The organism is Pseudomonas tensinigenes, assembly GCF_014268445.2.
GTDB lineage: Bacteria > Pseudomonadota > Gammaproteobacteria > Pseudomonadales > Pseudomonadaceae > Aquipseudomonas > Aquipseudomonas tensinigenes.
This window is the reverse complement of sequence record NZ_CP077089.1, coordinates 5184938-5197479: the sequence shown is the minus strand read 5'-3', so window position 1 is coordinate 5197479 and position 12542 is coordinate 5184938. Positions and strand designations below refer to the sequence as shown.

The 12542-nt window shown below is 52.0% G+C and carries 15 protein-coding genes; 7 read left to right on the top strand and 8 right to left on the bottom strand.

Annotated features, from left to right (window positions below; translation table 11 throughout):
• Positions 1–6 precede the first annotated feature (6 nt).
• The 6 genes from HU718_RS23060 to arsN2 all read right to left on the bottom strand — a co-directional run bounded on the left by HU718_RS23060 (position 7) and on the right by arsN2 (position 5425).
• Positions 7–1110, bottom strand: a complete 1104-nt coding sequence (locus HU718_RS23060; protein WP_189683963.1) for a hypothetical protein — start codon at positions 1108–1110, stop codon at positions 7–9.
• The gene (locus HU718_RS23055) at positions 1107–2147 is read right to left on the bottom strand and encodes a PD-(D/E)XK nuclease domain-containing protein (RefSeq protein WP_186614600.1); all 1041 of its coding nucleotides are present in this window, start codon (positions 2145–2147) and stop codon (positions 1107–1109) included. The genes HU718_RS23060 and HU718_RS23055 overlap by 4 nt, the downstream gene beginning before the upstream one ends.
• Before the next feature lie 609 nt (positions 2148–2756).
• On the bottom strand, positions 2757–3293 hold the full coding sequence (locus tag HU718_RS23050; RefSeq protein WP_177035185.1) for a hypothetical protein: 537 nt from the start codon (positions 3291–3293) through the stop codon (positions 2757–2759).
• Complete coding sequence (locus HU718_RS23045; protein ID WP_186614602.1) at positions 3286–4458, bottom strand: DUF3800 domain-containing protein; 1173 nt, start codon at positions 4456–4458, stop codon at positions 3286–3288. The genes HU718_RS23050 and HU718_RS23045 overlap by 8 nt, the downstream gene beginning before the upstream one ends.
• Positions 4459–4519: 61 nt before the next feature.
• Positions 4520–4888: a hypothetical protein gene (locus HU718_RS23040; protein WP_017337075.1), complete on the bottom strand. Its 369-nt coding sequence runs from the start codon at positions 4886–4888 to the stop codon at positions 4520–4522.
• A 72-nt stretch (positions 4889–4960) separates the two neighbouring features.
• Positions 4961–5425 carry an arsenic resistance N-acetyltransferase ArsN2 gene (arsN2, locus tag HU718_RS23035; RefSeq protein ID WP_177035183.1) on the bottom strand — a complete coding sequence of 155 codons (465 nt, stop codon included), beginning with the start codon at positions 5423–5425 and terminating at the stop codon, positions 4961–4963.
• Between the two features lie 129 nt (positions 5426–5554).
• On the opposite strand from arsN2, the gene HU718_RS23030 reads away from it, so the two are divergent.
• The 7 genes from HU718_RS23030 to HU718_RS23000 are packed head-to-tail and all read left to right on the top strand — an operon-like array spanning position 5555 to position 10432.
• On the top strand, positions 5555–5977 hold the full coding sequence (locus HU718_RS23030) for an arsenate reductase ArsC (RefSeq protein WP_186614613.1): 423 nt from the start codon (positions 5555–5557) through the stop codon (positions 5975–5977).
• Entirely contained in the window at positions 5974–6330 is a 357-nt protein-coding gene (locus tag HU718_RS23025; RefSeq protein ID WP_186614615.1) for a metalloregulator ArsR/SmtB family transcription factor, read from the top strand. Before HU718_RS23030 ends, HU718_RS23025 begins: the two co-directional genes overlap by 4 nt.
• A gap of 24 nt (positions 6331–6354) precedes the next feature.
• Positions 6355–7638 (top strand): arsenic transporter, encoded by a 1284-nt coding sequence (locus HU718_RS23020; protein WP_076564219.1) that lies wholly within the window; start codon positions 6355–6357, stop codon positions 7636–7638.
• Between the two features lie 16 nt (positions 7639–7654).
• Entirely contained in the window at positions 7655–8125 is a 471-nt protein-coding gene (locus tag HU718_RS23015) for an arsenate reductase ArsC (RefSeq protein ID WP_186614617.1), read from the top strand.
• 47 nt (positions 8126–8172) lie between these two features.
• Complete coding sequence (gene arsH / locus HU718_RS23010; RefSeq protein WP_055135316.1) at positions 8173–8886, top strand: arsenical resistance protein ArsH; 714 nt, start codon at positions 8173–8175, stop codon at positions 8884–8886.
• Between the two features lie 20 nt (positions 8887–8906).
• Positions 8907–9329, top strand: a complete 423-nt coding sequence (arsC, locus tag HU718_RS23005) for an arsenate reductase (glutaredoxin) (protein WP_186614619.1) — start codon at positions 8907–8909, stop codon at positions 9327–9329.
• Between the two features lie 29 nt (positions 9330–9358).
• Positions 9359–10432, top strand: coding sequence for an ArsO family NAD(P)H-dependent flavin-containing monooxygenase (locus HU718_RS23000; protein ID WP_186614621.1), 1074 nt, complete (start codon positions 9359–9361; stop codon positions 10430–10432).
• 33 nt (positions 10433–10465) lie between these two features.
• On the opposite strand, the gene HU718_RS22995 is transcribed toward HU718_RS23000, so the two are convergent.
• Both HU718_RS22995 and chrA read right to left on the bottom strand, forming a co-directional pair.
• Positions 10466–11011, bottom strand: a complete 546-nt coding sequence (locus HU718_RS22995) for an arsinothricin resistance N-acetyltransferase ArsN1 family B (RefSeq protein ID WP_055135313.1) — start codon at positions 11009–11011, stop codon at positions 10466–10468.
• A 223-nt stretch (positions 11012–11234) separates the two neighbouring features.
• Positions 11235–12404 carry a chromate efflux transporter gene (gene chrA / locus HU718_RS22990; RefSeq protein WP_104911078.1) on the bottom strand — a complete coding sequence of 390 codons (1170 nt, stop codon included), beginning with the start codon at positions 12402–12404 and terminating at the stop codon, positions 11235–11237.
• Positions 12405–12542 lie beyond the last annotated feature (138 nt).

Genomic DNA, 12542 nt, shown 5'->3' with positions numbered 1-12542 from the left:
GCATCTTTATTTACCTTTGGTTATTGCTGCCAGTGTAGACTCCGCTGCCTTTACAATAAGCTTTTTAATACGTTCCTCGTCCACTGGGTTGGCTTTGATCCTTGCTCCATATTCGCCTACCGATTGGTAGCGCATTACACCTTTGACGATGTAGGAGAAGTCCGCGCACTCAGATTGTTTGCCGAACTGTGATTCTAAGACGTAAACATCAGAATCAAACTGGTTTTCGTCCACTGCATGCCACAATATCTTCCAAATATAGAACCCATTCGCCTCAAGGCTGAGAAGTTGTTCCGACTCAAGCACCCCTTGACCACGTAATTGAGCTTTCGATATTCGAGTGATTGCCTTGGTTTCTTTGATCTCAGGCTCATCGACGTCTGAGGAGTCAAATTCATCCTCCAGCATATCGTCATCGATATCTTTGACTGGGTTATATGTAGCAACATCAATTACATCGAGAACTTTCATTTTGGGCAGGGCATATATCATTTGCCGGAAAAATTTACTCCTCAAGCTTGAGTCCGGGAAGGATGCTAGAGAAATATCCACCACGCTAACCTTTTCATCGGTAAGAGTCTCTATCTGGCTTTGTAGTGCTGCTGAAACAACCTTGAACTTATCGTTCATGGGCCCCGTGACCTTCCATCCATCAGTCGTAGGTTCAAACTTTATCTGCGCATCCTTCTGTACTACCTGCCTAAACTCTGACTGCCCGTAATCCGTTTTTGTATATCGCACTGTGCACAGGATTGCGTCACCTTCAACCCAGTAATCAACACTATCTTGATGCTTATCCTCTAGCATCTCTTTTGTAGACTCAAGAGATTCAAGTAGCTTCTGTTTGCTCAGAACGACCTTAAGATTGATATTTGTTGTCCGCTCTCTAGCACTGTGAGCACCAATGAGTATAGAGAGTTTTTGAAAGTCAGCATAATCATGAAAAAAACTACTGAATTGTCTAGCCAGAAATTCTTTATTTGTGTCGGGTGAAATTATAATACCTCGCGATAAGAATAGCTCTCGCAAGTGAGCAATGGTCACTTTTCGTTGGGTTAAAGCATCAAACATGGCTTTGTCTGAAGCATAATAAAGACTACCAATTTTCATGGTCGATCCCATCCGATGTGTTCGGCTTTGTAATTGTGCACTGCCATCGTAACTACCTGCAGGTCAATCCTTTCTAGTATGTTTCGGCGATGTTCATCTTCGTTCCATTCCCGAACATAGTTTGCGATGGCTGACCGATAGTTGCTTATTAATTTGTCGCTGGAATCTTTGCAAATTATCCGAATTCTAATTTTCTTTTCTTTGTCGCCATTCAATATCTGAAATCTGGAGAGTGCGTCAAACAAGTACATGAACTCATATTCGCTCGCACCACTGCGTCGATAGTAGATAATATAGCCTTCACCAGACGTTTTTACCTTATGTCCATCGTCATCTAATTCGTGGACTTCTCCATGATGAATGATCAGATAAGGAGATGCTATCATTTCCATCGTTGCTGGCCTGGCCCAGTAGTCGCCTGCTGCCTTGTGCAAGGTCATTTCCGGATACAAAAAAGTATATTTCCTTCGTGGGAAGGTACCATTTGCTACCAAGCTGTTTATATCCTGCCTAAGAGTCGCTATATAGTTAATTAGGGCTGGCTCGACGATGTGAAGTTGCTGCCCCTCTTTGATATGGAGGTTGTCCGATTTCAAATCCTTAAAATGATCATAGAAATCTCGATCATATTGATCGTCATGATTGAATACGAAAAGCATTCCGCTGATTATTTTTTTCTCGCCACGAATAAGAAGATAGCGATCTCGCCAGTCCGGGCTGATATAGGCACAGTCTATTGATTTCGCCAAGCTGACCAGTGCTTTTCTGATCTCTGTGGTACCGATACTGCCCTTAGCATAGCTTTTCAAGTCTGTATGCATATACACAGTTTTATTGGCATACGGATCAAAATACCGGAATACAACATCGGTAGGGTGGTGGTGGTCTCCCGACTTTCCTTTAGCATGGATTTCTTTTTGAACGCAGAGATAGTTCAGGTTCGAAGGCCCGACAATCTCCCACTTGAAGAACGAAAAAAGATCATCCGAAATCTTCTCTGCTATCCTTCCAATATTAACTAATTCCCCACCCGACATATCCCCTCAGCCTCTTATAGTTTTAAATAACCAGATAAATTTATGATCGCTATCGAGTCATGAAGACGCGAGAGAGTCAATCACTCCTATGATTGCCAGATGAACAACCCGATTAGAAGCATCTCATGCGCTGTGCGAGAAAGTGCAAGGGAGCTGTAATGATGAGAATAGTCTCGATCTTTCATGGCAGCTATTTTGTAATTCATGAGAGCTCCGCTCAGAAGAACAGCCACCGTTACTCCAATGCTTAGGCTTCCCTGGAAAGTATCTCCTAATTTGAATGAGCCGCTGCACGCATATCGCGTGTGGGTCAAGCCGTTCATATGCGAATCCATTCAATTGCACCTAATGAACCTTGGTGATGGCTCAATAATAGCTTCAAGATGTTAGGCTGTAATCCTTATTCGTCGGATTTCCATCGCGTCGTAATGTGGAGGCCTGCCTTGATATCGAAAATCAGCAGTGACGCCATTGCCATATCATCCGCGATCCATGGCCCATCGTAATGAGCCAAAATGGGAGCATTAAGCCTAAAAATGGTGGTTAATGTCCCGTTTAGGGGACATTAACTCTCGCGCCCCATTAGAGACATATCCTCATCGCTCGGCTTTAAGGCGGGAATTTATTCTTCGATTCGCCAGTTTCATGACGAGTCCAGCGCAAATTGGCTATCGACATGAATTGCCTAATTGCCAGCGCGCCACGTTCATTTCTGGCTTTGGAACCTGGCAAGGTTAGAGCTGCCTCGACCATGGCACGACTCGCTTCGTACATCGCAAATGCGTTGAACTCAGAATCAAGCAGTACCAAGAGCACAGTATCGAAGGGTTGGCGAAGATCAATTGCCCCCATTCGGCCCGTAATCTTTCGTGGGTTCAGGATGCAACGGCCCTTTATCTGGATTCTCGCGACTCCATCTTCCAGCGCCTCTGTAGCGTCGTAACCTGCCTGCCTTGCAGGATGTAGTGACAGGCCGAGCCTAGCAGCAGCTTCGTACTCTGCGACCTCGCCGGTCACGCCCAGCGGCTTGCCGGTCAGGCGATAGAATCTACGCGCGAGCACCTTGGCCTCTTTCAAAATCTCTAGGATTTCATCCTGGATTAATGCAGCCTGGTGAGGTTCCTGGCCATAACTGAGTTCAGTCATCTGCAAATGCCTCGAGCGCAGCGAGCAGCTTGGCTAGCTCAGCCAGGTTGGCCGCCGTCACGATGTCATATTCTCCTCGACTACTCAGCCGATATACCTCTCGAGCCTTTTTGACCCGTTCCAGTAGAGGAACAACAATGCCTGACGCTCTTTCAAGAAATTCGTTAATGTCTGCCCGTGTTTGAGGGATCTTGTAGCCTTTGGCCGCGCTTGTGATGATTACGTCGGCATCCCGAAGCTTGGCAATGCCACTGGAACGAATTCTCTGGCCGTTGACCTCTCCCAGTCCGCTGTCTTTTAGATGGGCCATGATCTCCGTAGTCAGCACGTAATCCTTGGTGACGAATTCGCTTTGAAATCTTAAGAACCGCAGGATACTCAATTGCAGGCGCTCATCCTCATCAGGGTGTTCACCAGCCCGCTCGCTAAAACGATCAGCTTGGCGGAGAGCTTCTTGGTGTACCTGGTAGTCTGCATACCCAGATTCATCCGTCGGTGGTGGCAGAAGAGACTGGTACTTGGATGGCCACTCAAGCATTCCAAGAGTCAGGCTGCGTAGGATCTTTTTGTAGGCAAGAACTGCTTCTTCCGATGCTTTCTCTTCGTAGATCTGAGCGACTGAGCCAGCGAAGAAATCCGCAACCTGAACCAAAACGTTGTCCTTACTGGCCATCGTCTGGAAGGCATCCTTATCGCCAAATAGGTCGTCCACGAATCGTTCTGCAACGTAGCTTTTGAGGCTCTCCTGAAATTCCTGGCCACCATGTTCGTCTACGACCATCTGGAGGTCAGGGTATGCGCGGAACAAACGTTCATAGAGCAACCCGTTCACGTATTTTATGAACGAGGTCTTGATACGGAGGCCGCCGTCTTTGTGAATTCGAGACTTATCAACGACGGTGAAATAGAGCTTGAATGGCAGCTCAGCTAGCTCGTTGAGGATTCGGGCACGGCGATCTGAATCTTTGGGCTTCAGATTGCTAGATTTGATCTCGCCTGTTTGAAAATGACGCATGCGGAGTGCTTCAGCTTGGGCATAAGCAGCTTCCAGATCTTTCTCTGCCACCAGAATGGAGCACACGATGAAGAATCCCGAGCTTCCTCCCTTTGACGTATCAAGGTCGGAATTCCCGGACTCATCCACGAATGCATACGTTCTGTCCATGAGCTTGCTCCATCAACAACGTACTGAGGGCGGTGGGTCGCCCAATGGCAAGGTGGCGAACTTAGTTCGTCGCAGTGGTACTGCCTGGAGCGGGGCCTTCGCTGAACGTGTAGTTGATGACCACGTCATTTCGGATCAAGACGTCGAGAGTTTTCTGGGTGCCCGTAGTCGTCACCTTCATGGTGACCACGTAGCTTTGGGCATGGGCTGAGCCATTGGTGTAGGTGTAGATCCACTTTTCGTCAGTCTCGCTGACAGCACTCTTGGCATAGGGCTCACCAAACAGGGACTTCAACTCAGTAGTCGTCGTTTTGCCTTTGGTGATGCTCGCTACACTGGCCGACGGAAAGTCTCGCCCTGCGGTGTAGTGGGACGTAGCGCAACCGCCAAGTGCGACACAGATCCCCATTACTGCGATGAGCTTTTTCATATCCATCCTTGATCGTAGAAAGTTCCAAATCTAGCTGGCATCGAGGCTAAAAGCCATCACCAAGGTGATCAGCTACTTTCGTGCATTCGCAGATAATGCCTTGCACATGTAGCAAGCCGAGCCAGGGCAAAGCCCCATGAACTGCTCCGTCTGAGAAATCAGAGGCGGCGCAGAGCCTCGTTGGTTTGCTGCATAGCCCTGCTGTTCAAAAAAGCCTGACGCAGTTGTTGTCAGCAAATGAAGTCGAGCGATTCCCAGCTCGGCGGCTTTCGCTTCAATGACCCGAAGCACCGTGACACCGACCCCCTTCGATCTGTGTGTCGAGACTACGACCAGGGAACGCAGCAACCCGTCCGTACCATGCGTTTCGAATCCTCCCCATGCGACCGTCTCGCTGTCCAGTGTGAACTCAAAAAATGTTCGGCCCGGAAGATCAATATCGTCTGCAGGAAGGTCAGCAGATTTCAGTGCATCGCGAAAGAGCTGCCATTGCCCTCCGGCTATTTCCGTTGCCTGGATCATCATTTCCTTGCCCATCCCCTTATCTCCTTTGTGCCGCTTTGTAGGAACTGTCACGGCTCAAGCCTAAGCAGCAGCCATCATATTCGCTTTACCGAATATTCGCCAAAGCGTATATTCGATTTTCCATATGCGTCGAGTTTAACCATGAGCCCTGCTATCAAAGTGCTATTCGTGTGCGTTGCCAACTCAGCCCGATCCCTGCTTGGAGAGGCATTGCTGCGTCACACCGATCAGCGCTTCGAGGCCTTTAGCGCAGGGTCTGAACCGTCTGAGGTTGATCCTCGCACGACTCAAGCATTGGAGGCGGTTGGAGTCGATGCAACGGGCCTGCGCAGCAAGTCCATCAGCGAGTTTCAAGCTGATCGATTCGATTACGTAATCACTCTTTGTGATAAATCCGCAAGCGAGTGCCTACCAATGCCCAGCGCAGGTGAAGTCATTGCTTGGGATTTTCCTGACCCAGTTACTAGCGTTGATCCTGGCGCATTTCGCCACACGCTCCACGACATCCACGAGCGCATCAAGCTCTTCGTTTTGGTCAAGACCAAACACCAGGAGGATCTATGACAGAACCGATGACCCCAACCACTCTTTTCAAGTGCCTGGCAGATGACACACGAGCAAAAATTTCGCTGCTTGTCGTGAGTGAAGGTGAGTTGTGTGTCTGCGAGCTGACGGCGGCACTCGATCTGAACCAGCCGAAGATTTCTCGTCATTTGGCCCTGCTGCGCTCTGCCGGTTTGCTTTTGGATCGTCGCCAAGGCCAGTGGGTGTATTACCGCCTGAATCCTGATTTACCCGCGTGGGTGACTGCAGTTTTGAAGGAAGTGGTAGACGCCAATCAGCAATGGCTGGAAACCGAAGCTAAGCGCCTCTGCGGCATGAACGACCGTCCGATCAACCAAGCCGTGTGTAGCTGATTCACGCCCAACCGGATTAATGAAATGCTGATTGCCGTATTGATCTTTATCGCCACCATCGTCCTTGTCATCTGGCAGCCCAAGGGGCTTGGGGTTGGCTGGAGTGCGATGTTCGGTGCCATCGTGGCGTTGCTGGCAGGTGTCGTTACCCTTGCCGACATACCAGAGGTTTGGCGCATTGTCTGGAATGCCACTGGGACTTTCATCGCGGTCATCATCATTAGTCTGCTGCTTGATGAGGCAGGTTTTTTCAAGTGGGCTGCGCTGCATGTGGCCCGATGGGGAGGCGGGAGCACCCGCAAGCTGTTCGCATTTATCGTCCTGCTGGGCGCAGCGGTGTCGGCCCTGTTCGCCAATGACGGAGCAGCATTGATCCTCACACCCATTGTGATCGCGATGTTGCTGGCGTTGCGTTTTTCTCCTGCGGCCACTTTGGCATTCGTGATGGCAGCTGGTTTTATCGCCGATACGGCGAGCTTACCGCTGGTGGTTTCCAACTTGGTCAACATCGTCTCTGCCGACTACTTCGATATCGGCTTCAACGAATATGCTTCGATCATGGTGCCGGTAAACATCGTCAGCGTGGCAGCGACATTAGCCATGCTGTTGTGGTTTTTCCGCAAGGATTTACCAAAGACGTATGACCTCAACCAACTGGACAATCCGGACGAGGCAATCCACGACCGGGCCACTTTCGTAGCTGGCTGGTGGGTGTTGGCACTACTCCTGATCGGCTTCTTTGTCATTGAGCCACTGGGGGTGCCAATCAGCGCCATTGCAGCGGTCTGTGCATTCATTCTTTACGTCATCGCGGCTCGTGGTCACGCCATCAACACAAGCAAGGTGCTCAAAGAGGCGCCATGGCAGGTGGTGATTTTTTCTTTGGGTATGTATCTGGTTGTTTATGGCCTGAAGAACGCCGGCCTGACCGACCACATCGCGCAGATCCTGAACGTGTTCGCCGGTTATGGCGTTTGGGGCGCGTCCCTTGGTACAGGGCTGCTAACAGCGTTGCTGTCTTCGATCATGAACAACATGCCCACCGTTCTGGTAGGCGCCTTATCCATTCATGCCGCCGAAGTGGATGGTGTAGTCCAGCAAGCGATGATTTACGCCAACATCATCGGCTGCGACTTGGGCCCGAAGATCACTCCAATTGGGAGCTTGGCAACTCTATTGTGGCTGCACGTGCTCGCCCGGAAAAACATAACGATCAGCTGGGGTTATTACTTCAAGACCGGGATCGTGCTGACCGTGCCCATCCTCGTCGCCACATTGTCCGCCCTGGCACTGCGCCTCAGTTTCTGAATCAAGGAATCGTCTGATGAAAGTCTTGTTCATGTGCACCCACAACAGCTGCCGCAGCATTCTGTCCGAGGCGCTTTTCAACCACTTGGCGCCCCAGGCTGTAGAAGCCGTCAGCTCAGGAAGCTTTCCCAGTGGCCGAGTGAATCAACGGGCATTGCAAACGCTGGAGGCGGCGGGTATCTCCACTGCGGGCTTGAGCAGCAAGGCTTCGGATGCTTTTGAAGGCTCGCCTCCAGACATCGTGATCACTGTCTGTGACCGGGCTGCGGGTGAGGCATGCCCAATCTTCTTCGGGCCCGCTTTGAAAGCGCATTGGGGGCTGGCCGACCCGTCTGAGGCTAGCGGGTCGGAAGCCGAGATCACCGCAGCGTTTGAAGCCACACTGGCCAAAATTCACGAGCGCGTGAGCGCATTTCTTGCGCTGCCACTGAAGATCATCAGCGCTGAACAGTTGAAAGCTGAACTGGATCGCATCGGTTCGCTTTAAAGATCAACCGAGGCGGTGTCCAACCTGGCGCCGCCGTAGGAGTTTTTATGCAAGACACATTGCCGAACGTACACGCCGACCTGATCGACATTCCTTCGCTGGAGCAACTGTCGCCTCGTACGCCTTCGCTCCATAAACCTCGCATTCTTCTGCTGTATGGATCAACGCGAGAGCGCTCATTCAGCCGGTTAGTCACGCAAGAGGCGGCACGCCTGCTGAATGAGTTTGGTGCTGAAACCAAGATCTTTGACCCATCGGGTCTGCCGCTGCCGGATGACGCTCCCGATACACATCCCAAGGTCGCTGAGCTGCGCGAGCTGATGCAATGGTCTGAGGGACAGGTGTGGTGCTCCCCTGAGCGTCACGGCTCCATGAGCGCAGTATTCAAAGCCCAAATTGACTGGGTTCCGCTGGCGATAGGTGCTGTACGACCTACGCAGGGCAAAACCCTAGCTGTGATGCAGGTCTGCGGTGGCTCGCAATCTTTCAACGTGGTTAATCAGCTGCGCGTACTGGGCCGATGGATGCGGATGTTCACCATCCCAAACCAATCTTCGGTGGCCAAAGCATTTACCGAGTTCGACGAGACAGGTCGTATGAAGCCGTCCTCGTACTACGACCGACTGGTGGACGTGATGGAAGAGCTGATGAAGTTCACCCTGCTGTTGCGGGATCGCCAGGATTATTTGGTTGATCGGTACTCCGAGCGTAAAGAGTCCGCCGAAGAGCTTTCCAAACGCGTCAACCAGCGCTCCATCTAACGTCAGTACGAGGAAGCGATATGAGCCAGATCACGATCTACCACAACCCGCAATGTGGAACCTCTCGCAATACTTTGGAACTGATCCGCAACAGCGGAGAAGAGCCGACTGTTATCGAGTACCTAAAGACACCACCTGACCGCACCGCGCTTGTCAGGTTGATCAAGGATATGGGTATCGAGGTGCGGGCCCTCCTTCGTATCAAAGGCACTCCTTACGAGGAGCTGGGACTGGACGATACGTCACTTACTGATGACCAGCTCATCGATGCCATGATGGCTCATCCCATCCTGATCAATCGCCCCATCGTTGTGACGCCTTTGGGCACACGCTTGTGTCGTCCGTCAGAGGCAGTCCTCGACCTTCTGCCGCAGGAGCAGCGCGGCAGCTTCGTCAAAGAAGACGGACAAGTCGTCATTGATGAGAATGGCCGTAGGGTTTAAACCGATGTAAAGCAGATGGGCCTGGAGAGATGCTGGTGAATCAAAACTCGAAATTTGATGTAGTGGTCATTGGAGGTGGCCAATCCGCGCTCACCGTAGCCTATTTTTTGAGACGTACAGGCCTTTCCTACGTATTACTCGACGCCGAGTCGGCACCGGGAGGGGCCTGGCGGCATGGGTGGGATTCTCTGAGACTATTCTCGCCGTCTGCTTGGAGCTCAATTGCCGGCTGGCCCATGTCAGCAGTATCCGAGGGGACTCCTGGGCGGGACGATGTTGTCGACTATCTAACTCAGTACGAGCGCCGATATGACTTCCCCATCATCCGTTCCACGCGGGTGACCCATGTCGAGAACATCGAAGGCGGGTTGCGCGTTTTTTCCGGGGATACTTACTGGGATGCCAAAGCGGTCATCAGTGCAACAGGCACGTGGAGCAGTCCGGTTATTCCAACCTATCCACGACAGGAGCTTTTCGAGGGGCAACAGATCCATTCCGCTCATTACGTTGGGCCGAGTGAGTTCGAGGGAAAAACAGTGCTGGTCGTCGGCGGTGGTAACTCGGGTGCCCAGATTTACGCCGAAGTTTCGAAAGTGGCTCACGCAACTTGGGTGACTCAGCAAGCGCCAAAGTATCTTCCAGATGAGGTCGATGGCCGCGTCCTGTTCGAGCGGGCCACTGCTAGATTGAAGGCGCAACAAGAAGGGATGGAGCCTCAACAGCCCGTTGGAGGGCTGGGAGACATCGTGATGGTGCCACCGGTAAAGGAAGCTCGCGAACGCGGCGTGTTGAACGCGGTACGGCCATTCACGCACTTCACCTCAACAGGTGTTGTGTGGCCATCGGGAGCCGAGACGAAAATTGATACTGTCATCTGGTGTACTGGATTTTCTCCAGCGCTCAACCACCTGGGCAACCTGGGTATCGTTGACGATGACGGTAAAGTCACCGTGAATGAAAACCGGAGTGTTGCTTCACCTAATCTGTGGCTGGTGGGCTACGGCGATTGGACGGGGCTTGCTTCCGCTACATTGATCGGAGTGACCCGTACCGCTCGAGATGTAGTCAACCAAGTCCAAAGCTATCTCACAAGCGAAGCCTGATGGCTCGCGAAGCAAATCGAGTGCGCCTACTGTTTATACGACTTCAAGATCGGGGAAGAGAATAGGCTCCAGTGGCGGAGTTGCCTGGCACAGTCCGAGCCGCCAGTAGCCGACGTCGTGCCATTTCCCAAGCTTGAAGCCAACCTCCGGATATGTACCGATGTGGACGAATCCCAGCGACTCGTGCAGACCCACACTGCCTTCATTGGGCTGAGCAATTCCGGCGTAAGCTGCACGAAAGCACTGTTTTTCAAGGATCGGAAGCAAAGTCTCATAGAGCTCACGGCCAACGCCCTGACGGCGAGCCGATTCAGCTACGTACACCGTCACGTCCACCGCCCACCGGTAGGCTGGACGTGCGCGGTGCTGGCTGGCATAGGCGTAGCCCTCGATCTCCCCACCTTCTTCGGCCACTAGGTAGGGATACGTCTGAAGTGTCGTCGCTATCCGCTGAGCAATCTCCTCACCGCTTGGCGGGGTCTCTTCGAATGAGATCGCCGTGTTCGAAACTATGGGAGCATAAATGCGCTGGATTGCCTGTGCATCTGTAACCACTGCAGCTCGAATTCTGACAGGCATGTGAGTCGTCCCTGAATAAAAGTTTGAAAATTACCTTTCCCGGATCAGTTTCGCCATTAGCCCATTTGAAAAAAATGAGCTGTGTGAAATCTAAAATTCAGGTCGCAATGCATGTTCTCAGTTCTGCACCTTCGGCTCATCAAATTCATCGGCTGCATCAACAACGCAGAACACTGTAAGCGTGCGCTAAGCGACCCGTCCTGACGGCATCGCTTAGCCGACCTCAAAATAAAATGCTGAGTAACCATCCGATAAGACCTCCCGCCAGGACGACCAACCATGGAGGAACCTTCCAGAACATCAAAGCCACAAGCGCTATCAGCGCCAAGCCAAAATCTGTAGGAATCAATATGGCGCTCGTCCAGACTGGGTTATACAAGGCTGCCAGGAGAAGGCCTACAACTGCTGCGTTTACGCCTGAAAGTGCGGCTTGGGTGCGTAAGCTTTTCCGCAGTTGCTCCCAAAATGGCAACACGCCGATTACGAGCAAGAACGAAGGAGCAAAAATTGCAACGACGCACGCGGTAGCCCCGAGCCAACCAGAAGGTTGGGCATTCATGGACGCGCCAAGAAATGCTGCGAAGGTAAAAAGTGGGCCTGGTACGGCCTGTGCTAAGCCATATCCGGCAAGAAACGTGTCATTGGCTACCCATCCGTTCGGCACGGTCGCCGACTGAAGCAACGGCAGCACAACATGCCCACCTCCGAAAACTAATGACCCGGCGCGGAAAAAGGCGTTTACCACAGCTAACGCTTGTGAGGGCCACAACTGAACCAGCAATGGCAGGCCAGCTAACAGGCCGAAGAACAGCAGCAACGACACCACACCGACTTTCCTGCTCACCGGTATCGGCAAAGACTCAGTAGTCTGGCTTTGATCGGTTTTGAAGAGCATTAGTCCTATGACGGCACCGAAGAAAATCACGCCGATCTGCCCCCAAGCATGTGGCCAAAGCATTGCAGCATAAGCCGCAAACACGGCGACGGTTATTCGAGGGGCATCAGTGCAAAGACTACGGCCCATTCCCCAGACGGCTTGAGCAACGACAGCCACCGCGACAATTTTAAGACCGTGCAAAAGACCGCTCGGAAACGCGCCTCCCCACGCGGACATACCCTGAGCGAATAAAACCAAGATTATTGCCGAAGGCAATGTGAAACCTGCCCACGCAGCGACTGCTCCTGGAAATCCGGCACGAGAAAGTCCTATACCTATGCCAACCTGGCTACTGGCGGGCCCCGGCAAGAATTGGCACAGGGCAATCAAATCCCCATAACTGCGCTCGCTCAGCCATTGGCGTCGGGCAACGAATTCTTCGCGAAAGTAAGCTAGATGTGCAATCGGGCCTCCGAAAGAAGTGAGACCTAGGCGCAGGAATACCAGAAATACCATCCATGGGGACTCAGTCGTAACACCCTTTGAACGTCCCTCGGCTGACAAGATTCGTTACTCCCCACATGACTGCTATAGAACACCAAATACGACGGCCTCCCTCACCGGCATATCTCGGCTTCGATATGCCGTCGCACA

Coding starts and splice junctions, on each gene's coding strand:
- HU718_RS22995 (WP_055135313.1), bottom strand. CDS start 11,011: ATGCCTGTCAGAATTCGAGCTGCAGTGGTTACAGATGCACAGGCAATC.
- arsN2 (WP_177035183.1), bottom strand. CDS start 5,425: ATGGGCAAGGAAATGATGATCCAGGCAACGGAAATAGCCGGAGGGCAA.
- HU718_RS23040 (WP_017337075.1), bottom strand. CDS start 4,888: ATGAAAAAGCTCATCGCAGTAATGGGGATCTGTGTCGCACTTGGCGGT.
- HU718_RS23020 (WP_076564219.1), top strand. CDS start 6,355: ATGCTGATTGCCGTATTGATCTTTATCGCCACCATCGTCCTTGTCATC.
- HU718_RS23055 (WP_186614600.1), bottom strand. CDS start 2,147: ATGTCGGGTGGGGAATTAGTTAATATTGGAAGGATAGCAGAGAAGATT.
- HU718_RS23015 (WP_186614617.1), top strand. CDS start 7,655: ATGAAAGTCTTGTTCATGTGCACCCACAACAGCTGCCGCAGCATTCTG.
- arsH (WP_055135316.1), top strand. CDS start 8,173: ATGCAAGACACATTGCCGAACGTACACGCCGACCTGATCGACATTCCT.
- arsC (WP_186614619.1), top strand. CDS start 8,907: ATGAGCCAGATCACGATCTACCACAACCCGCAATGTGGAACCTCTCGC.
- HU718_RS23045 (WP_186614602.1), bottom strand. CDS start 4,458: ATGGACAGAACGTATGCATTCGTGGATGAGTCCGGGAATTCCGACCTT.
- HU718_RS23050 (WP_177035185.1), bottom strand. CDS start 3,293: ATGACTGAACTCAGTTATGGCCAGGAACCTCACCAGGCTGCATTAATC.
- HU718_RS23025 (WP_186614615.1), top strand. CDS start 5,974: ATGACAGAACCGATGACCCCAACCACTCTTTTCAAGTGCCTGGCAGAT.
- HU718_RS23060 (WP_189683963.1), bottom strand. CDS start 1,110: ATGAAAATTGGTAGTCTTTATTATGCTTCAGACAAAGCCATGTTTGAT.
- HU718_RS23000 (WP_186614621.1), top strand. CDS start 9,359: ATGCTGGTGAATCAAAACTCGAAATTTGATGTAGTGGTCATTGGAGGT.
- chrA (WP_104911078.1), bottom strand. CDS start 12,404: ATGGTATTTCTGGTATTCCTGCGCCTAGGTCTCACTTCTTTCGGAGGC.
- HU718_RS23030 (WP_186614613.1), top strand. CDS start 5,555: ATGAGCCCTGCTATCAAAGTGCTATTCGTGTGCGTTGCCAACTCAGCC.